General features: G+C 73.5%; 14 protein-coding genes and 1 tRNA gene. 4 read left to right on the top strand and 11 right to left on the bottom strand.

Going from position 1 to position 23,182, the window contains the following annotated elements:
• Window positions 1-11: 11 nt before the first annotated feature.
• Entirely contained in the window at window positions 12-1,337 is a 1,326-nt protein-coding gene (locus CLV37_RS17990) for a glycosyltransferase family 2 protein (RefSeq protein WP_146149472.1), read from the bottom strand.
• A gap of 683 nt (window positions 1,338-2,020) precedes the next feature.
• Here CLV37_RS17990 and CLV37_RS17985 point away from each other — a divergent pair.
• Window positions 2,021-3,409 carry a glycoside hydrolase family 26 protein gene (locus tag CLV37_RS17985; RefSeq protein ID WP_106212916.1) on the top strand — a complete coding sequence of 463 codons (1,389 nt, stop codon included), beginning with the start codon at window positions 2,021-2,023 and terminating at the stop codon, window positions 3,407-3,409.
• A 149-nt stretch (window positions 3,410-3,558) separates the two neighbouring features.
• On the opposite strand, the gene CLV37_RS17980 is transcribed toward CLV37_RS17985, so the two are convergent.
• The 7 genes from CLV37_RS17980 to CLV37_RS17945 all read right to left on the bottom strand — a co-directional run bounded on the left by CLV37_RS17980 (window position 3,559) and on the right by CLV37_RS17945 (window position 15,664).
• A complete protein-coding gene (locus CLV37_RS17980) occupies window positions 3,559-4,545 on the bottom strand; it encodes a glycosyl hydrolase (RefSeq protein WP_170127344.1) in 987 nt (328 codons plus the stop codon).
• Between the two features lie 44 nt (window positions 4,546-4,589).
• Window positions 4,590-6,161: a lipopolysaccharide biosynthesis protein gene (locus CLV37_RS17975; RefSeq protein WP_106212912.1), complete on the bottom strand. Its 1,572-nt coding sequence runs from the start codon at window positions 6,159-6,161 to the stop codon at window positions 4,590-4,592.
• Window positions 6,158-8,407, bottom strand: coding sequence for a glycosyltransferase (locus CLV37_RS17970; protein WP_106212910.1), 2,250 nt, complete (start codon window positions 8,405-8,407; stop codon window positions 6,158-6,160). Before CLV37_RS17970 ends, CLV37_RS17975 begins: the two co-directional genes overlap by 4 nt.
• A gap of 146 nt (window positions 8,408-8,553) precedes the next feature.
• Window positions 8,554-11,208, bottom strand: coding sequence for an OmpL47-type beta-barrel domain-containing protein (locus CLV37_RS17965; protein WP_106212908.1), 2,655 nt, complete (start codon window positions 11,206-11,208; stop codon window positions 8,554-8,556).
• A 334-nt stretch (window positions 11,209-11,542) separates the two neighbouring features.
• Window positions 11,543-12,967 (bottom strand): glycosyl hydrolase, encoded by a 1,425-nt coding sequence (locus CLV37_RS17955; protein WP_106212903.1) that lies wholly within the window; start codon window positions 12,965-12,967, stop codon window positions 11,543-11,545.
• Window positions 12,968-13,673: 706 nt separating this feature from the next.
• Window positions 13,674-14,909 (bottom strand): O-antigen ligase family protein, encoded by a 1,236-nt coding sequence (locus CLV37_RS17950; RefSeq protein ID WP_170127343.1) that lies wholly within the window; start codon window positions 14,907-14,909, stop codon window positions 13,674-13,676.
• A gap of 71 nt (window positions 14,910-14,980) precedes the next feature.
• Window positions 14,981-15,664 carry a YveK family protein gene (locus tag CLV37_RS17945; RefSeq protein WP_146149471.1) on the bottom strand — a complete coding sequence of 228 codons (684 nt, stop codon included), beginning with the start codon at window positions 15,662-15,664 and terminating at the stop codon, window positions 14,981-14,983.
• 638 nt (window positions 15,665-16,302) lie between these two features.
• On the opposite strand from CLV37_RS17945, the gene CLV37_RS17940 reads away from it, so the two are divergent.
• On the top strand, window positions 16,303-17,157 hold the full coding sequence (locus CLV37_RS17940; RefSeq protein WP_146149470.1) for a phytanoyl-CoA dioxygenase family protein: 855 nt from the start codon (window positions 16,303-16,305) through the stop codon (window positions 17,155-17,157).
• A gap of 228 nt (window positions 17,158-17,385) precedes the next feature.
• The gene (locus tag CLV37_RS17935; protein WP_146149469.1) at window positions 17,386-20,631 is read left to right on the top strand and encodes a PQQ-dependent sugar dehydrogenase; all 3,246 of its coding nucleotides are present in this window, start codon (window positions 17,386-17,388) and stop codon (window positions 20,629-20,631) included.
• Window positions 20,632-20,701: 70 nt separating this feature from the next.
• On the opposite strand, the gene CLV37_RS17930 is transcribed toward CLV37_RS17935, so the two are convergent.
• Window positions 20,702-20,774, bottom strand: a tRNA-Arg gene (locus CLV37_RS17930).
• 262 nt (window positions 20,775-21,036) lie between these two features.
• On the opposite strand from CLV37_RS17930, the gene CLV37_RS17925 reads away from it, so the two are divergent.
• A complete protein-coding gene (locus CLV37_RS17925) occupies window positions 21,037-21,456 on the top strand; it encodes a hypothetical protein (RefSeq protein WP_146149468.1) in 420 nt (139 codons plus the stop codon).
• A gap of 1 nt (window position 21,457) precedes the next feature.
• Here CLV37_RS17925 and CLV37_RS17920 read toward each other — a convergent pair whose 3' ends face one another.
• Together CLV37_RS17920 and CLV37_RS17915 are read right to left on the bottom strand one after the other, a co-directional pair.
• Complete coding sequence (locus CLV37_RS17920) at window positions 21,458-22,360, bottom strand: NAD(P)H-hydrate dehydratase (protein WP_106212890.1); 903 nt, start codon at window positions 22,358-22,360, stop codon at window positions 21,458-21,460.
• Entirely contained in the window at window positions 22,357-23,118 is a 762-nt protein-coding gene (locus tag CLV37_RS17915) for a histidine phosphatase family protein (RefSeq protein WP_106212888.1), read from the bottom strand. Before CLV37_RS17915 ends, CLV37_RS17920 begins: the two co-directional genes overlap by 4 nt.
• Window positions 23,119-23,182 lie beyond the last annotated feature (64 nt).

Raw genomic sequence — 23,182 nt, 5'->3', positions numbered from 1 at the left:
GGGTCACGGCGTCAGCGGACCGGCGCGTCCACCGTCTCCTCCTGCGCGAGGCCGGTGCGGGCGGACGCCTGCTCGGCGGCCGTGAGGTCGATGACCACGTGCTCGGTGGAGGCCTGCGGCTGGTCCACGGCCCCGGGGGCGGACCACGCACCGCGGCTCGTCTGCTTCCACAGCCCGCTCTGGCGGCCCAGGAGCTGGCGCAGGCCACCGCGCACCGCGGCGACGTTCACCAGCGCGAACTGGTACGGCAGGGCCAGCGACCGGGAGTTGGTCACCGCACCGACACCGGCCGCCGACCAGCCCAGGACCTGCGCGCCCCACAGGACGCGCATCGGGACGCTGCGCCGGGCGGCGCGGGCGGAGGCCCCGAAGGCCACGACGAGCAGCGGGGGGACCACCGCGGTGCGCAGGACGCGGTGGGACACGAAGGCCAGGGCGACCCAGCCCCGGCGGGGGTCGGCCAGCCGCGCCTTGGCGACGGTGCCCTGCCAGATGCCGGCCGAGATCCGGGTGCGGCGCTCGAAGTCGTCCCTCTTGGTCAGGGAGACCGCCTCGACGGCGCAGGCCCGGGAGACGTGGGCGACGCGGTGGCCCTGCTCCAGGGCGGCCAGCGGGATCCAGTAGTCGTCGGCGTAGACCCCGGGCGGGATCGGCTTGTAGGTGCTGCGGCGGACGGCGAAGATGCCGCCGTCCGCGCCGACCACGGCGCCGAAGGCGCTCTCCGCGGTCTTCAGGCCGCTCTCGAGGCGCTGGTAGGTCGACTCGCCCTCACCGTGGGCACCGGCGCCGACGGGCTTCTTGGCCCCCGACACGACCGCCACCCGGGGGTCGAGGAAGGGCGCCACGATCGCTCGCAGGGAGCCGGGGACCAGCGAGCCGTTGGCGTCGGTGAAGACGACGACCTCACCGCCGGCCTCGCGCACGCCGCGGTTGAGGGCCGAGCTCTTGCCGCCGCGCACGGCCTGCTGCACCAGGCGGACCGGCGCGCCCGCGGCGACGGCGGCACGCACGACGTCCGCCGTGCCGTCCTGCGAGCCGTCGTCGACGACGAGGACCTCGAGGAGGTGGGCGGGGTACCCCTGGGCCAGGGTGTCCTCGATCTTGCGACCGATGAACTCCTCCTCGTCGTGGGCGGGCACGACCACGGTCAGGGTGGGCAGCACGGCGTCCGTCCCGTCGTCCGCCGCCGCCTGCCCCCGGTACCGGGCCGCGAGGCGCACGAGGACCGGGTACCCCACGTGCGTGTAGGCCGTCACGGCCAGGCACCCCAGGGCCACGGCGGTGCTGACCCGGCCCGGGGACCGGTCGCCAGCGCTGGACGTCGTTCGGACGGGCATCGCCACGGTGTCTCCTCTGTCGAGGCCCGCTGGCCCCGTCCACGCACGGACTGTTCTCTGGATCCCCGCGGCGCACCGGCGCCGAGGGGTCCCGGACCCCACCACGAGAGCGACGACGTCGTGTGGTGACGGATCGTCATGCTCGATCACTCTTCGGCGGACTGTCGGTTCTCGCGCTACGCAGGGATGGCCACTGGTTCGCGACGCTCCACATCGATCGATGACAACGTGCTGTCGCACCTCCGCCGATCGAGTGAATCAGCCGGTGTCGAGAAACTCTAGTGGCAATCGCCCGCGCGTCAAGCGCCGGTACGTGCCGGCGTCCGCCCTTCCTGCCACGACCTGCGTTCTCGCGCAGCGCGGTGCGCGCCGGCCGGCACCCCGGGGCGGTGTCCCACCGGTCCGCCCCGCTGCCGTCCGCGGTCCCGTCCCGGCGACCCCGTCGGGGGTCGTCACCGGCACCCCCTCCCAGGTGGGGGGACGAGGCGGGAACGACTGAAGATCGTCACTCCCCGTGGTCGTTACGCGCCCGAAAGTGTTTTGTCTCGCCCTGACGCGAACCGATCCTTCAAGGGCGGTCCGAGGGGGCCCGAGAACTCCATCAGCAACCGAGCTGAGCTGCTGACCCGGCGGCCGGCGCACCACCTTCGCCCAGCACCGTTTGTCCTGAGAGGACCCCTCCCATGCGCAGGAACGGCACCTCCCGTCGCACCCGTCTCACCAGCCTCGCCGCCGCCGCCGCCGTCGCGGGCGCCACGCTGGTCGCCACCGCCACGGTCGGCGCCTCGTCCGCCTCGGCCTACGCGGACGTCCAGACCGGCGTGTTCTCCACCGGCTCGCGCGGTCCCGTCACCGAGTGGGGCCAGTGGACCGGCAAGGACGTCGCCGTGACGACCGCCTTCCTGCCCGACGCGACCTGGAGCGACATCTCCTCCTGGCAGTGGGGCGTGGGCCTGTACTCCGGCGGCTACCACCGCATGGCCTGGGCGGTCCCCATGCTGCCCGAGACCTCCGGGGTGTCCATCCAGCAGGGGGCGACCGGGCAGTACAACACCTACTTCAAGCAGCTCGCCGAACTGCTGGTCAAGAACAACCAGGGCAACGCCATCCTGCGGGTCGGCTGGGAGTTCAACTCCGACAGCTTCCAGTGGAGCGCCAAGAAGGACCCCGCCTCCTGGATCGCCTACTGGCGCCAGATCGTCACGACCATGCGCTCGGTCCCCGGCGCGAACTTCTCCTTCAACTGGTCGCCCGGCAGCGGCAACAACATGGGGCAGTTCGACTCCGCCACGGCGTACCCCGGTGACGCCTACGTCGACATCGTCGGCCAGTCCCTCTACGACCACAGCCAGAGCTTCCGCCCCGACCAGTACGTCGAGCGCTGGGCCAACATGTACAACCAGGCCGGCGGGCTGAAGTGGCTGGCGGAGTTCGGCAAGGCGCACGGCAAGCGGATCGCGTTCTCCGAGTGGGGCCTGACCAAGAGCTGCGACGGCTGGGACAGCGGGGACGACACCTACTTCGTCCAGAAGCTGCACGACTACATCGCGAACAACGACGTGGCGTACGAGAGCTACTTCAACAAGGACGTCACCGACTGCGAGAAGCACGCGCTGAACACCGGGAACTTCCCCAAGGCCGCCGCGCTCTACCAGAAGCTGTGGGTCGGCGGTTTCGCCCCCACGGCAACGCCGGTGACCACCGGCACCGCCGCCACGAGCACGACCCTGATCCGGGTGCGGGTCGACGCCGACGTGAACTCCACCAAGTACGACCTGAACGGTGCGAACCTGCAGGGCGCGAACTACATCGACGTCAACGTCCCCAAGAGCTCCACGCGCGCCGTGTACTTCTACCTGGACAAGGCGGCGACCGGGACCCCCAGCAAGACGGAGTCCACGGCGCCCTACGACTTCGGCGGCACGTCCCCGATCTCCCCCACCGCCCTGCCCACCGACGTCAGCACCTGGACGCCCGGCACGCACACGATGACGGTCGTCGTCAGCCGCTACAACCTGCCCTCGATCACCCAGACCGCGACCTTCACCGTCGGCGGCACGACGGTAGGTTGACCCAGCCGCAGGACCGGCCCAGACGCTGACGCGCCGGTACAGGGTGCTGCGCACGGCGTCACCGGCGGGTTCCTGACCAGGACCCGGTCCGGTGGCGCGGCACCACCACGGCGGTCGCCGGGAAACCCCGGCGACCGCCGTCGTCGTGGTCACGCGGCGGTGGCCGCGGCGCCGAACAGGCGCAGGTAGGCGGCCGCCGCCGCGGGGTTGCAGCCCTCGTCGAGACGGAACCTGCACGGTGCCGCCGCGTCGTTCGTGCGGTTGTAGTACCCCTCGTAGGCCAGGACGTCGCGGTGGTCGCGGAACAGGCGCGCCATGCCCTCGACGTAGGCCACCGCGTCGGCGTCCGGGGCCTCGGTGGTGTCCAGCCCCCACTCCGCCACGGCGAAGAGCTTGCCGTGCGCGCGCGCGAACTCCGCGTACCGCTGCAGACCCACCGGCCGTTCGGCGGTCCCGGCGCGGCAGGCCCGCTGCCAGTCCTGGGCGCTGCGGACGTCCGGGGACAGGTACACGTCGTTGCCGACGACGTCCACGTACTCGTCCCCCGGGTAGACGTCGGCGACGTTGGTCCGGCCGCGGGCCGAGCCGTAGTTCAGCTCGATGCGCACGTCCGGGGCGACCTCGCGGAACGCGGCGGCGCAGCGGCGGAAACCCTCCCGGAACGCGCGCTGCGCCTCCTGCACCCCGCCGTTCACGGGGTTGGTGACCCCCCACGGGTACCAGCTCGCCGAACCCTCCCACCCGATCCGCACGATCGCCGAGCCGAAACCGTTGTCGACGACGTTGCGCGCCATGACGCGGAAGCGCCGGTCGTTGGCCCCGGCGGCGCAGGCCCGCAGGTCCTGCCCGGACTCCTCGGTGACGAGGGGGACGGCGTAGCTGATCAGCCGCGGCTCGCCCTGCTCCCGCGCCTCCCGCAGACCCTGCGCGGGCTCGGCCTCGGCCCAGGTGCTCGTGCTGTTCCACATGACCCGCACGTCCGCCCGCCGGCCGCGCCAGCGCTCGAACTCGGCGATCCCCGCGTCGTCCGACCCGCCGCTCGGCCACGGCAGTCCCGAGCGCTCCGAGGACGGCCGGACGGACGCCTCCGGGGATCCGTCCCCGGTGACGGCCAGCGTCACGGCACTGCCCAGCACCACGGTCCCGGCGACGGCGGCCAGCAGGGTCCTGCGGCGCAGGGTCAGCCCTCCGCCCCGGCCGGGGCGGTCACCGGGGCCGGGGCACCGCCGCCGCCCCGACGCCGTCCGGCCGAACGGAGCATCGAGGCGGTCTCGCGCACGAAGCGGCGGTCGATGACCAGGAGCGCCAGCAGGAAGACCGCCCCCATCGCCGTCCCGGCCAGGACCAGCCGGAGCACCGGGTAGGTGTCGTCCAGCAGCGCGCGGACGGCGAGGCCGGCACCGGCGGCCGGCGCGGTGGCCAGCACCGGGCGCACCCACTGCAGGAGGTACCGCGCGACGGACAGCCCGGTGACCTTGTGCAGGAACGTCAGGCGCAACGGCCACAGGCCGTAGGAGCGGACCGCGAGCAGGACGCACACGAGCATCAGGCTCCACTGGGAGCCGACGAACGCGGCGGCCGCCGTCCCCGCCGCGGTGGCCGCGGAGACGATGAGCTCCAGACCGGGCCGTCCCGCGGCGTACAGCACGCTGCGGTCGAAGAAGGTGACGGAGTACACCAGGCCGACCACGCTCAGGACCTGGGTCAGCGGGACCGCGTCGCGCCACTGGGACCCGAAGACCACCGGGACGAGGTCGGGAGCCAGCACCAGGACGGCGATGAAGATCGGCGCGGCGAGCGAGACGGAGAGCTTGGTGGCCCGGAACAGGGCCCGGACGGTCAGCTCCCGGTCGTCGCTCATCCGGGAGAACACCGGCAGCGCGACGGCGGACATCACCCCCGTCATCACCTCGGTGACGAGCATGAGGATGCGCCAGGCGATGTAGTAGTACCCCAGCGCCTTCGTGCCCAGCACCGCGCCCACGATGAGCTTGTCGACGTTGTTCACCAGCCAGGTCATGAGGTCGACCCCGAGCACGCCACCGCTGAAGCGCACCAGCCGCCGCCAGTGCCCGCGGGCGAAGGTGAGGCTGGGGCGGAACCGCGTCGCCGCGTAGAGGATGGCGACGGCGCTGCCCGTGGTGACCAGGGTCTGGGTGACCAGGCTCCACACGCCCGCCCCGCAGGCGGCGAGCACCACCCCGGCCAGGCCCCCCAGGAAGACGGACACCAGACGGCGCTGGGCGAGCTCGCGGAACCTGAACTCCCGGGACAGCAGGGCCGTCGGCACGCTGGAGGCGGCCTGCAGCACGAAGCCCAGGGAGAGCCAGCGCAGGACGCCCACCAGCTGCGGCTCGTCGTAGAAGTCCGCCACGAGCGGGGCGGTGAAGAACATCGCCGCGGTCAGGGCCGCCGAGGTGGCCAGACCCACCCAGAAGGCGGTGCTCAGGAAGGCCCGGTCGGGCTCCTTCTCCACGACGATGGCCTGGCTGAAACCCTGGTCGACGAGGATGCGCACCAGGTCCAGCACCACGGACGCGAGCGCGATCACCCCGAAGACGGTCGGGTCCAGCAGCCGGCCCAGCAGCACGAAGACGAGCAGCTGGGTGAGGCGCGAACCCCACTTCTCCAGCACCGACCACAGCGCGCCGCGCATCGCGCGCGCGCCCACGCCGTGCGCCCGCCCGGTCGCGGGGGCCTCGGGCGACGCCGGGCCCGCCTCCGGGGCCGAGGGGTCCGACGGGGCCGTCACCGGGCGACCAGTTCCTCGCTCAGCTGGCGCGCCTTCTCCACGGCCCCCTTGGCCGTCGTCTCGACGTGGGCCAGGGGGGAGTCGGCGAGCCACGTCTCGTGGTAGCTGCGGATCTTGCCGTAGCCGGAGTCCATGGCGACGTGCGGGATGCCCAGCAGCTCCGCCAGCAGGTGCGCGTGCAGCCGGTCGGTCACCACGACCTCCCCACGGCTGAGGTGCTCCAGACCCCGCTGGAGCTGCTTCTCCGCCTGCCACTCGTAGATCCACCCCTGCCGGCGCTCCAGGAGCCCGAGGGTGCGCAGCGGCGGCGGCAACCGGTCCAGGCCGAGGTCCAGCCGGATGAGGAACCCCTCGGGGTGGTGGGCCGGCGGGCGCGGCCGGCCCCAGTCGACGGGGTTCAGGCCCTCGGCCCGGGCCACCGGGTCCAGTGCCTCGCCGAGGGTCTCGTGGTCGGTGCGCGCCAGGGCCAGGATCGGCTGCGTCGCGGCGTGGGTGCGGGGACGGGCGCCCAGCATGAAGGCCATGTCCGGGGCGAGCAGGACCTGGCAGTCGAAGGACGTGCGCGCGAGGGCGTGGCTCTGGTGGTCGCGGACCACGAGCACGAAGTCGCGGTGGGCGGCGATGAGCTGCTGCGTGCGGCGCAGCGCGGCCGGGTCCTGGAAGTGGATGGACTGCGGCATCTGGATGATGCGGCGGTCGGGGAAGTCGGCGATGACCCGCTCGCGGAAGGCGTGGAAGTGCGGCCACAGGTCGCCGAAGTTGCCCCCGCCGTGCAGGAGGACGGCCGTGGACTCCGGCAGCCTGGCGATGTCCTCGCGCCGGTAGGTGCCGGTCTCGCAGCGGTACACCACCCGGCACCCCAGGGCCTCGGCGACGGCGACCTCCCCGCGCCAGATGGCGCTGTCCCCGCAGTTGCTGTGGTTGGGGAAGTCCAGCAGCGCCACGTCGCGGCCCTCCAGCAGCGGCCGGAAGGCGGCCAGGGTGGACTGCTGGAGGTCGGTGATCACCGTCGACGCCGACCCGGCGACGCCGTCGCCGGCCAGGGCCTGCCCCGGTCGGGGACGGGGCAGGGTGCGGGCGGGGGAGGCCCGGGGCGGTTCGGGGTCGGCGCGGGCGACGAGCTCCTGCACGGCGTCCGCCCAGGGGGTCAGCACCCGGTCCCAGCTGTAGCGGTCCGCCACGGCGGCGGCGCCCGCGCGCCCGAGGTCCTGCGCCCGTGCGGGGTCGTCGAGCAGTTCCACGACGCGGGCCGCGAACTCGCGCGGGTCGTCGGCGACGACCACCCCGGACCCGACGAGGTCCTCCAGCCCGTCGGCGCCGACCGAGGTGGCCACGACGGGGCGGCCCGCGGCCAGCGCCTCGAGGATCTTCAGCCGCGTGCCGCCCCCCGCGCGCAGCGGGGCCAGCGCGACGCGGGCCTGCTGCAGGTAGGGCTGCACGTCGGGGACGGTGCCGGTGACGGTCAGCCCGTCGCCGGCGAGGGCGAGCGTCGCGGGGGAGGGGTTGCGCCCCACGAGGGAGGCCCGGGCCTGCGGCAGGGAGGCCCGGACGTGGGGCCAGACCTGCTGGGCGAGCCACTGGGCGGCGTCGGCGTTCGGCTGCCAGCCGAGCACGCCGACGAACACGGCCACGGGGTCGCTCGCGGGCTCCAGCAGGGGGCGGGGCTCCCAGCCGTTGAGCGCGGTGACCAGCCGGCGCGGCTGCACCGGCAGGCGTTCGGCGTCCTTGGCGCTCACCACGGAGACGAGGTCGGCCGCCAGCAGACCGGCGCGCTCCACGCGCTCGAGCAGGCGGGCCTCGACGAGGGCCGCCACCTTGCGCAGGGGCGGCGCCGAGGCCGCGTAACTGGCGACGAGGGCGGCCTCCGCGTTGTGGCAGTCCAGCGCCCGCACCCTGGCGCCCTCGGCGCGCAGGTGGGGCGCGAGCTGGGAGTACTCCACCTGCAGCAGGTCCGGCCGCTGCCGGGCCACCTGCTCGCGGACCACGGCGGCCAGGCGCGCGTCGTGGAAGCGGGCCGCCGAGAGGCTGCCCGCGGGCAGGATCCCCTTCGCCACGGTGAGGGGCCCGGGGGTCCACGGCACCTCGTGCACCGTGATGCCCTCCGCCCGCAGGGCGTCGGCGTCACCGGTGCCGTCGGCGAAGCAGCACAGCGTCGTCGGGCCCATCGAGGCCAGCCGGCGCAGCACCGCCAGCGAGCGCAGCTTGCCGCCGCCGTCGGCGGGGAAGGGCGTGAACTTGGTGACCATGACGCTTCTCAGGGGGTGCCTCCGCAGCGGTCGTGGGTTGTCGGTGGTCACCGGCACCGCGGGAGGTCCTCCCGCGGTGCCGGGCTGTGACGGCGCGACGACGGCGGCGCGGTGGTGCGGTGGTGCAGGTGGTGCCGGGTGGTTGATCAGCCGGCGGTGACGGCGAAGCGGGAGAACGTCGCCGTGTACGGGGTGCTGCTGCCCCCGCCGGAGACCAGGACCCCGGCCCGGGCCGAGCGGCTGAACCACTTCGAGACGTCGGCGGGGCTGACCGGCGCGGTGCCGATCTGCACGGCGGCCCCGCCGTCGATCGAGTAGTACACCGACACCTGGTCGAGCGGGTACCCGCGCACCTTGTTCGGGTCCGACGTCGAGGCGATCGGGTCCGGCACGCTGGTGTTCGCCTTGATGATGAGGTCCACGGTGCTGGCCGAGGTCACCCCGGGCAGCGACGTGGTGGCGATCGTCTTCGCCGTCCCCTTCTCGTCGAAGAAGAACGTCGCGTGCGGGTCGGTGCCGGTGCCCTGGTACTCGATCTCGGCCTTGACGAAGTTGCTCTGGTCCGGGCCGAAGAACGCCGCCACCTGCTGGTAGGGCTGGGACAGGGTGGTGATCGGCCCCTTGACCCGGGCCGTGACGGTGAACGGGCCGGTGGAGGCGTCGAACGACTTGTACAACGCGTTCTGCTGGTTGCCGTTCGGGAACTGCCCGGCGGTGGAGGTCATCTGCAGGCCGGCGGAGGTGAACGCCAGGTTCGCCGCGTTGCACTGGGTGCCGGCCGTGTTCGGCACGACGCCGTCGAAGCCGGTGACCTGGCAGCCGCTGCCGACGGTGCCGCCGGCGGCGAGGTTCACCGTGGTGGCCGCGCCGGGCTGGGGGGCCGCGGGCACGGCCGGTGTGGCGTTGCGCAGCACGAACACGACGTCCTCGAAGTCGTTGTTCTTGTACGCGGGCACCCGGGTGATGTCGACGCCCACGATCCAGGTGCCGGGGATCAGGGTCCGGTCGGCCGTGTAGGCGGGGTAGACGCGGATGCTGTGCACGTAGTGCGCCGGGCTGATCGTGGCGCCCGTGGTGGTGCGCGCCAGGTTGAAGCCGTCGTCGGTGTAGTTCACGTCGCCGTAGTCGCCGTGGTACAGCCCGAAGCCGCCGGTGGGCGTGAAGGAGGTGGTGCCGGTGACGGCCGGCATCAGCTTCTGGTTCTCCGTGTAGGAGGAGGACGTGTCACCGGGGAAGGTGAACAGCTGCTTGCAGGTGGAGCTGCACGCCGTGGCGCCGACGGCGCCCTGCGCGATCCACCCGGTGCGCCCGTAGCCCGAGGCCGCGGTGTTGCGGCTGCCGTAGTGGGCGACGGGGGTCAGGGTGACCGGCGTCCCCGGCGTGGCCGCGGTGAAGTACGGGCTGTAGACCTCGTCCGAGCCGGCTTGGTAGCGCTGCGCGCCGAGGAAGCGCTCGTTGCCGTAGGTCCGGTAGGTCTTGACGTTGTAGCCGAGGCTGTCGGTGACCTGCTGCAGGGTGGGCTCGTTGTTGCCCTCGACGTTGCAGGTGACGACGCCGGACAGGTCGACCGACCCGGCACCGCTGCTGGTGGTGTAGGTCAGGGTGGCCTTGCGGATCATGTCGGCGATGGCCGTGGTGTTCGTGGAGGTCGGGCAGTTCGTCGGGTCGGTCGGGGTGAAGACGACCTGCACGTTCGTCGTGCCGTGCGCGGGCACCGTGACGCTGCTGGGCTGCCCCGGGGCCAGCGCGAAGCTGCTCGCGTCCTCCCCGCCCGTGGCCAGCCCGGACAGGGTCAGGGCGGTGCCGCCGGTGTTGGTGAAGGTGAAGGCCCGCGCGGGCGGGGTCGGGCGCGACTTGACCGTGCTGAAGATCAGCCGGGAGGTGGGCAGCCCGAGCACCGCGTCGTCGGGCGAGCTGACCACGAGGGTGCCGGCCGGTTCGCTGGTGGCGCGGGTCCAGGAGGTCGTGGCGGTCCCCGTGTTGCCCGCCCCGTCGGTCGCCGTGACGGTCAGGGAGTGCGCGCCGGCGTCGGCGACCGCGAACGGGCCGCTGTAGGGCAGGGCGGGACCGCCGTCGAGGGAGTAGGTGATGCCCGCGACCCCGCTGCCGCCGGCCTCGTCGGTGGCGCCGGCGGTCACGGTGACGTCGCTGGTGTAGGCGCCCGTGCCGTCCTGGTCACCGGCCAGGGAGACCGTCGCGACCGGCGCGGTGGTGTCGGTGGGGGTGCTCGGCACGGCCACCACGTCGACGAAGTCGATCTTGGTGTTGACGCCGCCGCGCGGGGAGAGCGTGAGGCGGCCGTCGGAGACGGTCACGCGCTTGGTGACCGTGGTGAAGGGGGCCGCCGAGGTGGGCTTGACGGCGTCGATCACGGTGACGGCGTTCGGGGTCCCCGGCTCGGCGGTGATCGTGTAGGTGGAGTTGTAGGCGGTGGCGTCCCCGACGGCGACCGTCACGTCGTACGTGCCGTTGGCCAGGGCGTACTCCCACCGGCCCGGGGTCAGCGTGCCGCCGGTGGAGGCCGTCGTCTGCTGCATCTGGATGAACGTGTCGTAGCGCTTGTCCGGCGAGACGCTCGAGTTGCGCTGGCGGCCGTTGCCGACCAGGGAGGCGGGCGCGGAGGTGTTGTCGTCCAGCCACCCGGACCCCGTGGTGTCGCTCCAGGCCTGTCCGTAGTCCGCGGTGTAACCGGCGGGCGCGGTGGCGGCCTGGCTCTGGAAGTTCACCCGCGCGCTGGTGCGGGTGCTCGGGTCGACCGTGGCCGCGCCGGCTGCCGAGGCGTGGACCATCGGCAGGAGCACGGTGCCTGCCGCGGTCGCGGCGATCGTGAGTCGGTACCGCGTGCCGCGGTCGCGCGTCGAGGTGATGATGCCCTCCGGTGTCCGGGGCGGCCCGCTGCAGAGGCCGCTCGCGAGGCTGACGGTACTGCGTTCGGGTGGTCCTGGTCACCGGTCGCAGTGCATCCGTCCCTCAGATGTGAGCAACACCCTGATCCATCTCACGCAGAGCAAGTGATCCAGCGCGGAGAGTTTGTACGGCGGCGGACAACGCCCCCGCGGTGCGGCCCACCGGTCGTCCTGCCGCCGCCACGACCCGGCCGCGCCGGGGGTCCTGTCGGGACCCCCGGCGCGGACCTCACCCCGCGGTGAACGTCGAGGAGACGGTCCGCTTGGCGCCCTTCCAGTCGGTGATCACGACGGTCAGGGTGTGCGTGCCCGCGCTCAGCGCCGAACCGTCCAGCGGGTTCGCGCGCCCGGAGATGGCCGAGACCCCGTACAGGTCGAACGGGGCGTCGGACTCGCTGTGCGTCGGCGTGCTCGAGGTCGCCTTGTCCAGGTAGAAGCTCACCCGGCTGGCCTGCGACGAGGAGACCTTGGCCGTGACGTAGGCGAAGTCGTGGATCGAGGCGCCCGAGAGCGCGTAGGCGGTCCCCGAACGGTCCGAGTTCTTCGTCCACTGCAGGACGTCGCTCGAGGTGGCGACGCGACCGGTGGAGGTGGCCGTCGCGCTCGCGACGAAACCCTGCTTCCACAGCTGCGCGTACTGCGCCTTGGCCTTGGGGAAGGTGCTGCCCGTGATCCGGTGCCGCTCGGCGCTGCTGGGGTCGTAGTTGAAGTAGCTCTCGAAGAGGACGTTGTTGGTGGCCACGTACTCGTAGACCTTCTTGATGAAGTACGGGTCGTCGCCGCCGCCCCACCCGCTGGAGAGGCTGCTGAGCCCCCACTCGGCCAGGGCGATCGGCTTGCCGTGCTGCTTGCCGAAGCTCGCCAGCCACTTCAGGCCGTAGTCCTGGTCGTAGAAGTGGCCCCAGCGCCCCACGTAGTCCGAGGGGGCGAAGTTCTCGCTGTGGTCGTAGAGGGAGGCGCCGATCGCGTCGACGTAGGCGTCCCCGGGGTAGGCCCGGTCGGTGTCGAACGTCCCGAGGGAGTTCCCGCTGCCGGGGGCCCAGAGGAAGGTGAACTTCTGCCCCGACACGCCACGCATCGCGCTGACCACCTGCCGCCAGTACTTGATGTACGAGGTGGGGTCGTTCTTCGCGCTCCACGTCTGGCAGGAGCAGTTCATCTCCCACCCCAGGCGCACGATGGCGTTGGACTGGCCGGTGTTGACGAGGTTCTGGGCGACTTTCACGAAGTACTTGTTGTAGGCACCGGTGGCGCCGGTCTGGATGGAGGCCCCCGAGTCCGGGAGCATCGGCACCGACCAGTGCATCCGGTAGCCCTTCCCCTTCCACTGGTTCATGGGGTAGGGGTCGGTGATCTGCGACCAGCTGGTCTCGGGCAGGAACCCGGTCACCAGCTGCAGCTTGCGGCCCGTCAGGCTGGCGAAGGCGCCGGTGTCGGTCGCCGGGCGGACGAACGCCCCGTGCAGCGTGCCCGTCCCCGCCTGGGCGGGCGGGGCCTGCAGCACGGCCCCGGCGAGCAGGGTGCCGGCCACCGCGAGCGCCGTGCCGAACCGGGCGGCGAGAGCGGTCCGCGCGCCGGTGCGCAGCGGACGGGTGGTCGTGGTGCCGGTGGGCCTGTCGTCTCGGGACGTCGAGGATGGCGTGAGGAGGGGCATGGCTCTCTTCCGGGTTCAGGAGAGCGACGCGCCGGAGAACGGTTGCACTCGGCCTTGCCCCCCCCTGACCGCACAGCCCTTCCCCGCGTCACCGCGTCGCACTCGGTGTGCCGCTGGGTGCGGCGTCGAATGTGATCGGTTAGCCCGATCGGGTGGCAATCTGCCCGAAAGAGTGACCAGATCGCTAGTTTGCGTGACCATTTCGCCCCCCGGAGGCGTCACGATCGACGGACTCACGGCGCGCGTTCAACTACTTCGTCGCAGGTCAGCAGGGGTGCGCCGGTGGTGATCAAGGGGTACGAGAGTTATTTCACACGCGGATGACGTGGTTTCTCGATCGACTGTGCGGTATGTCCGCGGGAACCCGGTGGTCCAGCAGTGGTCGGTGGACGGTCCGTACCGCGGTGGTGCGCCGGCCCGGGACCGGTTGCGCCGCAGGACGTCCGGGCGCGACGGGCGTCGAGACGTCCAGGCCGGGGCGGGCCACGGCTCCACCGTCCGGGACCGGCCGGCACCGCGGGCCCGGCGCGCGTCACCCGCCCGTCGCGCCCCGACCCGGCAGACCGGTCTCACCCGCCGGTCGGCGGCACCTGCAGCGACGTCAGCAGTGACGTCCGCAGTGACGTCCGCAGCGGCGGGCGGTGCCGTGGTCGCGCCCGCGGTGCGCGTCCGGCGGGACGCGCACCGCGGGCGGGTGGGCGAACGCTCAGCGGGTCGCGACGGTCTCCGGGGAGGTGGCGTGCGGCAGGGTGCGCCGCGCGGTGAGGACGGTCACCACGAGCCAGGCGACGAGGAGCATCAGGCGGGGCTTGTCGAGGATCGACTCGACCGCGCCCTTGCCGAGCAGGCCCAGCAGCACCCCCAGCGCGGCGACCTGCAGCGGCAGCAGCCGCGGCAGGCGCAGCAGGACCTGCAGGGCGCACACCGCGAGGACCACGACCAGCACGCCGGTGGCCACCAGCCCCAGGCGCAGCGGCAGGTCGAGGTACACGTCGTGCGTCAGGGCGGTCATCGCCGAGCGGTTGGTGGGCCGGTCGTAGAGCTTGTACTCGAAGCCCAGTCCCCGCCCCAGCCAGGGCGAGTCGCGGATCTCCCGCAGCGCGATGGTGGCCTGGTCCAGCCGCGAGTGGCTCGACTCCACCTTCCCCGTGCGGCGGAAGGTCGCGTCCACGACCTTGGAGACGAAGGTCGCGACGGTGCCGGCCGTCGCCAGTCCCACCAGGGCCAGGACGGCGGTGACGGCGGCGCTGACCCCGAGCGCGCGCCGCGACGGGTGGCGGCTGCGCACCCGCAGCAGCACGGCGAGCACCAGCGGCGGCAGCGAGAACAGCAGGGCGGCCCGCTGGCCGCCCAGGCCGACGAGCACGACGGCCAGCACGAGCAGGGGCAGCGCGACCAGCAGCCGGCTGCGCACGAGGGCGACGGCGGCCACGGCGGCGACCACGGTGTACGGGTCGCCGCCGCCGCCGGTCAGCACCAGCCCGACGGCCACGACGAGCGTCAGCCAGGGGAGCAGGACCTCGCCGCGTCGCAGCAGCGCGTCGGGCGCCCCGGCCCACGCCACGAGCAGGGCCCAGACGTAGAGCACGAGGTGCCACTGGCCGAAGATCAGCCGGCCGTCGTGGCCGTTGGCCAGGCCGACGACCGTCCCCGCCGTCCACGCCGCGGTCACCAGGACCAGGGGCAGGACCACGGGCCGCGGCAGGGCGACCCGGCCCGCGAGGACGTTGACCGCCCCGATCGCCAGCGCGGCCACGGCCAGCAGGTCGGTGACCCGGATCCCGGCGGCCTTGATGCCGACGGCGTCGCTGGTCGCCGTGGGGTAGACCCACACGTCCAGCAGGTTCACGACGACCGCGGCGAACGCCAGGACGAAGGCGAGCGTGCCGTGCCGGGCGGGGGGGCGCTGCAGCGTGGGCAGGGGCCCGGTCCCCGTCGCCACCCCGGGACCCCCCGGGGCTCCCGCGGAGGGGCGCGGTGGCGCCTGCGGCGCCGAGGAGACGGGCGCCGCCATCAGCTGCCGCTGCCGGCGCGGGTCTCCCGCGGCGCGCCCTCACCCCGCAGTGAGGTCCCGGCGGGGACCGCGCGGGCGCGCGAGGCGGCCAGGGACTCCGCGACGAGGGCGCCGCAGACGGCCAGCGCCAGCCCGGCGACCAGGCCCAGCCCCAGCACGAGGAGCCAGCCCGGGCCGGCGGGGGAGGTCGGCGCGGTGGCGGGCTGCACGATGGTCACCGCGACGGGGCTCGTCGCGCCGCTCTGCGCCTCCAGGGTGCCGACGGCGCTCACCAGCTGCTTGCCGACGGCGTTGGCGATGTCGGCGGCCCGCTGCGCGGAGGTGTCCTCCACGGTGATGTCGATGATGACGGTGTCGAGGGTGACCGACGTCGAGATCTCGCGGGCCAGCTGCTGGGGGGTGAGCTTGAGCCCGAGCGAGGTGATGGCGGGACCGGTGACGGTCTCCGTGCGGGCGAGCAGGGCGTAGGACTCCGCGCGGGTCTGCGCGAACTGCGAACCCTGCACCACCTGGTCCGGTGCCGCGACGCTGGAGGGCGTGCTGACGAAGGCCTGCGCGGTCGCCTCGTAGGTCTTCCCCCGCACCAGGGAGAACACCACCGCCGCCACCAGGGGCAGCAGGAGGAGGACAACGACCAGCGCGCGTCTGCGGCGCAGGGCGATCAGGAACTCACCGATGCTCACGTGGGGGGACCTCCCAGTCGTCGGCCCCGGCGACTCGGTGATCACGAGCAGCCGCCGGGTGCAGGCGGGATCGACCCGGTGGGCACCGGGGTCGCTCGGAGCGTATCGGCACGTGCCGTCGTCGGGCGGCGTTCGAGGCGGCCTGCGCGCCGTCGGCGGGCAGCGCGTGGTCCCGTCGCGAGGTCGGTGGCGCGTGGTCTTGGTCACGCGGCGGCGGTGGCGGGTCCGGTGCGCGGGGCGGGGGCCCGAAATATTGTCGTTTGAGTGACTGATCCACCACTCAGAGTTTCAGTCCGGAAGGTCTTCGGTCACTGTTCGCGAACTGCTCCGTGACAGCGCGCCCACGGGCGGTGGGTGGCCACCTAGAATCCCCCTCGCGGGTGTGACACGTGGTCCGCCCGGGGGGACGACAGGTCGGGGCGAACGGTCGGGGCTGGCCCTCGGCCGGCTGCCGCGCCGTCCTGCCGGGAACTCCGCCGGACGCAGGGATCGGCAACGGGTCGTGGAGCGGGCGGAGGCAGGACGTGGTGGCAGAGGTGTCGGCTCAGGGGGCGACCGGTGAGGTTCCCCAGGTCTTCCGCAAGGCGCGTCGGTCGCTGGGGCAGGCGTGGCGGAGGGTGCGCTGCGAGAACCCGGTCGTGTCCCGCTACGGGTTCAACCTCGTCTCCACCCTGCGGTACCGGCAGAACCCCCCGGCCCTGTCGGCCCCGGCCCAGGACGTGGTGCGCACCCTGCGGCGCGACGGCGTCATCGTCGCCGACAGCCGCGCGCTGCTCGGTCCGGACGCGGCGCTCCTCGACCGGGTCCAGGACCGCGTCCGTGCGCTGAAGGCCGAGCACGCCACGGTGATCGAGGAGCGGCGGGCCGCCCTCGCCCGCGACGGGGTGGGTGCCCGCTCCAAGGACTACCTGGTCGAGCTCCTGGGCACCCGACCGGAGGTGGACCCGAGGGACCCGCTGGTGCAGTTCGCCCTGCAGGAGCAGGTCCTGGGCATCGCGGAGGCGTACTTCGAGACGCGGGTCCGCCTGCACGACGTCAACGTCTGGCAGAACCTGGCCACGGACGCGCCGGCCTCGAAGTCCCAGAAGTGGCACCGCGACCTGCTGGAGGACACCAAGATCCTCAAGGCGTTCCTCTACGTCGACGACGTGCCCGCCGGTGCCGGTCCGCTCCGGTACGTCAAGGGCACCAACACCCCGCAGGGCCGCAAGATCAAACTGCCGTCGCAGTGGGACGGCATCGGGTTCCGCGTCGAGGACGAACTGATCGACGCCACGTTCGAGGAGCCGGTGATGGTCGAGGCGCTGGGCCGGGCGGGGGACGTCGCCTGGGCCGACACCCTCGGCCTGCACCGCGGGGGGCACGCCAAGACGGTCGACCGCCTCGTCGTCATGTACACCTTCTGCTCGCCCGCCTGCTGCCGCCCGAAGAGCCTCGTCCCGGCCCAGGGGGTGTCGCGGGCCGACCTGCCCCGGGTGAGCCTGCGGCGCTGAGCCCGGTCGTGCGCCGGGCCGGTTCCTCCCCCGGCGGGCACCACGAGAACCATTCTGAGTGACCAACTGTGGACCGTGAGTAGTTCACTCGATCGGCGGTAGCCGCCGATTCCCCCGATGTCCTTCTCCTGCCCGCGCGGCCTCGCTACCGTCGTCCCGACCGAGCCGATCAGCGCCGTGGAAACTCGTGCGGCCACCGTGCTCGGCGGGGGATTCGGGGGAGAACACATGGGTGCCTACCGGCGCACCGGCAGAGCGCTGACCGTCCTGGGCGCGGCGCTCGCCGCGTCCGGGCTCGTCGGCGCGTCGGCCATCACCGCGGCGACCACCGCGGCGGCCGCACCGCCGACGACCGCGCAGATCGACTTCGCGCCGGCGAGTTCGCCGGCCGTGGCCGGCTGGACGACCGACACCGGCCTGGGTTTCGACGCGACCCGCGGTTACGGATGGGTCCGCTTCGCGGACGAGACCCCGGTGGACCTGTCGGCCGAGACGCGCCAGCGCACCGGCACCAGCCCCGAGAACTCGTTCATCCACCTGCAGCGGCCCAGCGGTTCGGGGCTCGTCGTCGCGGGCGGGCGCTGGGAGTACAGCGTGCCCGACGGGGTGTACTCGGTCACCGTCGGCGTGGGCGACACGGGCAAGACCGCGACCGGGGCGTACTGCTGCCTGGACAGCACCCACCGGGTGAGCGTGGAGGGCGTCGAGGCGGTGAAGGACTTCGTGCCCACGGCCGCCCAGCCGACGGCGAGCGCGACCGTGGTGGTCGCCGTCGACGACGGCCGCCTCACGGTCGACGCGACGGGCGGGGTGAACACCAAGCTCACCTCGCTCACCCTGGAGCCGTCCACCGCGACCCCCGCCGTCCCGGCGCCGCGCATCACCTCGACGCTGCCCGCGGACGGGGCGACCGGCGTCCGGCTCGACACCTCGGTCAGCCTCGCCATCACCGAGCCGGTGGACGACACGACGACCGCGGCCAGCGTGCACCTGGTCGGCCCCGACGGCGACGTCCCGCTGACGCTGAACAGCGACGCGGCGGGCGGCACCATCAGCTTCACCCCCGCGCGCAACCTCTCCGCCAACACCAAGTACACCGTGCGCACCACCACCGCGCTGCGCACCAAGGACGGGCAGGCGTTCCTCAGCTACTCCAGCGCGTTCCGCACCGACAACAGCTCACCACCGGTCTCGCCCTACGCCTTCCGCCGCGCGGCCACGACGAGCGTCGCGAAACCCTCCGTCATGGCCCTGGGACCCGACGGGCGCCTCTACGTCGGCACCTACACGGGGTCCCTGGTCCGCTACGCCCGGGCCGCCGACGGCACCCTGTCCGCCCCCGAGACCGTCCAGCCCTTCGGCGACCGGATCATCACCGGTCTCGCCTTCGACCCCGCCGACCCCACGGCCCTCTACGTCACCAACAACTACGGGATCGCCGAGGACGCGCCCCGCTCCTCCGGGGCGGTCTCCCTGCTGCGGCTGAAGAGCGGGGGCGCGCTCAGCGCCGCGACGGCCAGCCCGGTGATCATCGGCCTGCCGCGCTCGCGGTACGACCACATGACCAACGGCCTCGCGTTCGGTCCCGACGGCCGCCTCTACATCGCCCAGGGCGCCAACACCGCCTACGGGGACACCGACGTCTACTGGGGCGACCGCGGGGAGCAGCCGATGTCGGCGGCCATCCTCGTCGCCGACGTCCACGACACCACGCTCTTCCGGCCGGGAGTGGCGGTCAACGTCAACACGGACACCTCCGACCCGGCTCCGGCCGACGGGTCGGCCCCCGCGGTCGGCTACCGGCCCGGCGCCGCCGGGGCCCCGGTGAAGGTCTACGCCTCCGGGGTCCGCAACCCCTACACCCTGGTCTGGGCCTCCAACGGCAAGCTCTACGCGCCGGTCAACGAGTCCGCGGACGGCGGCAACACCCCGGCCTCGCCCGACGGGGCGTCCCCGCACCTCGAGGACGTCCCCGCCTACGCGGACTTCTTCACGCGCATCGTCGCCGGCAAGTACTACGGCCACCCCAACCCCTCCACCGGCCACTACGCGCTCAACGGGGCCAACCCGACCTCGGGCGTCGACCCCTGGGAGGTCCGGCAGTACCCCGTGGGGACCAGGCCCGAGGCCGACTGGCAGTCGCCCGACCTCAACCTCGGGGTGCACCGCTCGCCGAACGGGGCGGCGGAGTACCGCAGCACCGGCGCCTTCGGCGGCAAGCTGCGCGGCAGCTTCATCGTCTCCGAGTACTCCAACGGTGACGACCTGCTCGCGGTGAGCCTGGACTCCGCCGGCAAGCCCGTCTCCTCCGCCACCATTGCCGACGCCGACGCCCCCGGGCAGCGGCTCGTCTTCACCAACCCCCTCGGCGTGGTCACCGACCCGGTCAGCGGCGTCGTCTACGTCGCGGAGTACCTCAACGAGACGGACCTCACCAGCGGCGCGATCACCCTGCTCAAACCCGCGCAGCCGGCCAGCACGAGCCTGAAGGTGAGCTTCCAGCCGAAGACCGCGACGCTGGCCGACGGGTACAGCCGGGACGCGGGGGCGCCCTTCGACGGCACCCGCGGGTGGCAGGACCTGGCGGGCAACCCGCTGGACCTGAGCGCCAACACCCGGGTGCGCACCTCCAGCGCCGCACCGGACGTCCGCTACACCTCGTTCATCCTGGTGCAGGCGCCCGCCGGCAGCGGGAACACGACCCCGGGACGCTGGGTCACCACGCTGCCCGACGGCACCTACGACGTGACCGTGGTCGTGGGGGACGCCACGGCGACCAACTCCCGGCACCGGATCGTCGCGCAGGGCGGCACGAGCAGCGAGAAGGTCGTCGTCGACGGCTTCGTGCCCACGTCGTCCACGCCGTGGCGCAAGAGCACCGCCCGGGTCGCCGTGACGAACGGCAGGCTGACGCTGGACGCCACCGGCGGCACGAACACCAAGCTCGACTTCGTGGACGTCGTGCCCGCCAGCGGGTTCGGCGGGGCCAGCGTCGACTTCACCACGCAGACCGGCCCCCTGGCCGCCGACTCGGTGCGCGACTACGGGCAGGCCTACGACACCACCCGGGGCTACGGCTGGGTCGGGGAGACCAGCCGGCAGCCGCTCTCGCTCGTCGGCAACGGGCGCGTGCGCGGGTCCGCCTCCTCGCCGGACCAGCGCTCGGACACGCTGATCCTGTCCCAGGCGACGGCGCAGACCCGGGGCACCTGGGAGTACGCGCTGCCCAACGGCACCTACACGGTCACGGTCGGCGTGGGGGACGCCACCGCGTTCAACTCGACGTACGCGGTGACGGCCGAGCGCGGCCAGCCCGGTCAGGTCACGGTGCTCGCGCCCACCACGCCGACGTCCACCACCCGCTTCTTCACCGCGAGCGCCCGGGTGGTCGTGGCCGACGGCCGGCTCACGCTCGACGGCATCGGCGGGACGAACGGCAAGCTCGGGTGGGTGGACATCGCCGCCGGGGGGTGAGGCGGGGCCCCGTCGTCCTCGCGGGGCGGCGGGGATCCGTGCCGGCGCTCCGGCCGGCGTCGTGGCGCGGTGCCCCTAGCAGGATTCGAACCTGCGACACACGGTTTAGGAAACCGATGCTCTATCCCCTGAGCTATAGAGGCGCTGTCCTCACCTTACCGGGCTCGCCGGGGCGACGGTCGCACGGTGTCCCGGTTCGTTCGACATCCCCGAACTACGACGCCCGGTAGTTGGAAACGGCCTGTGCTGCAAGCGAACACGCGGGGGGTGTGGTCGGGATCGCCCGAACGGAGTGCCTACACTCAAGGCGCAAGGAACACCGACCGATGGCTCGTTCGGGTGTCGGGCGCAGTCGACGGGGACTCCGACACCCGGCCGCTGCCGTCACTCGAGGAGTCGTCCCGCATGTCCGTCACCACCACCCGCACCGCCGGCGCCGGCACCCACCGGGTCCCCGCCCCGCGGCGCGCCCCGCGCGAGCAGGCCGCCGTCGCCGCCCTCGCCGTGGCGCTCCAGGAGTCCGGGTGCATCCTCGTCTCCACCTCCGCCGCCGAGACCGGCCTGACCCTGTCCTTCTACGACGCCCGTTCCCTCGGTCGCGCCGTGGACGTCCTCGCCGAGGCCGCCCAGCGCGCCGGTGACGCCGGGCTCGCGGCCCGCGCGCGCCAGCGGGGCAGCGCCGCGTGGAAGGTCACCGCCCAGCCCCAGACGTGGGCCGGCGCGGGCGGCGACCCCGACGCCTGCGACAACCGTTCGGCGACGACCTGGCAGCTCCAGGTCCCGACCGCCGACGTCGTCGCCAGCGCCGCCGCGCTGCTGGCCTGAGTCAGACCTCGATCTCGGCGAGCACGGCCGGCACCTGAGCCGGCAGCTCCCGGGCGAGGAAGCCGAGCCGGCCGACCGCGCTGGCGAGCCGGTCACCGGCACGACCGTGCAGGTGCGCACCCCAGACCGCGGCCTGCGTCGGGTCCGCGCCACGGGCGCACAGGCCCGTCACGATGCCCGCCAGCACGTCCCCGGACCCCGACACGCCCAGGCCGACACCCCCGGAGGGGTCGCGCCAGCACCGGCCGTCGGGGTCGGCGATCCACGACTCGCCGCCACCGGCCGCGACCGTGCAGCGGCTGCGCCGGGCCAGCTCCCGGGTCGCGGCGCCCACGTCGGCCTCCACCTCCTCGGGCGCGGCACCCAGGACGATGGCCAGCTCGCTGAGGTTCGGCGTCAGGACCGCCCGGCCCCGCAGGTGGTGCAGGAAGGTCGCGTCGGCCGTCACGGGCGCCAGGCCGAGGGCGTCGAGCACCACGACGCCGTCGTCCACCCGGGGCACGAGCGCCTCCAGCAGCGCCCGCACGTCGTCCTCGCCGATCGCCCCGATGCCCAGCAGCGCCGCGTGCGCGCCGCCCACCAGGTCCAGCAGTTCCTCGTCGGTGCCGGCGGACGGGTCGATCCCCCCGCCGGGCGTCTGCGCCAGCGGCAGCACCAGGGCCTCGGGCAGGGCGACGCCCAGCGCGGTCGCCGTGTCGCGCGTCGTCGCCACCTGCAGCTTGCCCGCCCCCGCGCGCACCGCCGACTCCGCGGCCAGCAGCACCGCCCCGGGCGTGCGCGTGCTGCCGCCGACCACGACCGTCCGCCCGCGCGACTCCTTGCCGACCCCCGGGGCGGGCAGCGGCCACTCGCGCAGCACCGCGGAGGTGACGGTGACCGCCCCGTCCGCGCCCGTCGCGCTCACCGCGCCACCGCCCCTCGGGGTTCGTCGTCCACCGGGTCGTCGGTCACCCGCACGTCGCGGACGGCGCTGACGTCCCCGGCGCGGTCCAGGACGGGGCGCCCGCCGTCGCCGCGGTAGGCGGTCACCGAGCAGTTCGCCAGCGGCTCCTCGGCGTCCAGGCGCAGCAGTGTCGGCTCGTCGAGGTCCTCCAGCACCAGCCGGAAGTTCATGATCACCGCCTGGTGCGAGACGACGAGGACCCGCTGCCCCGGGTGGTCCTCGCGCAGCGTCGACAGGACGCTGCGCACCCGCAGCGCCACGTCGCACCAGCTCTCCCCGCCCGGGGGGCGGTAGTAGAACTTGCCGATGCGGCGCCTGCGCTCGGCCTCCTCGGGGAACCGGGCCCGCACCCCCCGGCCCGTCAGGCCGTCCCACCAGCCCAGGTCGCGTTCGCGCAGCCGCTCGTCGGTGCGCAACGGCAGGTCCACCCCCTGCTCGTGCAGCCCGCGGACGATCGCCTCAGCGGTGTCCCGGGCCCGCAGGTACGGGGAGGCGACGACCACCTCGGGCACGGGCGGGGCCTGCGGGTCCTGCGCCAGCCAGCGCGCCACGGCCTGCGCCTGCGCCACGCCGAGGGCGGACAGGGGGACGTCGGCGTCGCGCTCGGCGACGTCGACCACCTCGGCGTGGGTGGAACGGGCGTGGGCGTCGGCGAGGTTCCCCGTCGACTGCCCGTGCCGGACGAGGACCAGGTCGGAGGGCCAGCGGGAGTCGTTCACCCCTCAGCCCTACCGCGTCCGCACGCTCGGCGCGCGCCCGGGAACCCCCCGGACGGCCGACACG

Origin of the sequence: Kineococcus rhizosphaerae (assembly GCF_003002055.1) — a bacterium.
GTDB lineage: Bacteria > Actinomycetota > Actinomycetes > Actinomycetales > Kineococcaceae > Kineococcus > Kineococcus rhizosphaerae.
Note: the sequence above shows the minus strand (reverse complement) of the source record. Positions and strands in the feature narration are given on the sequence as shown.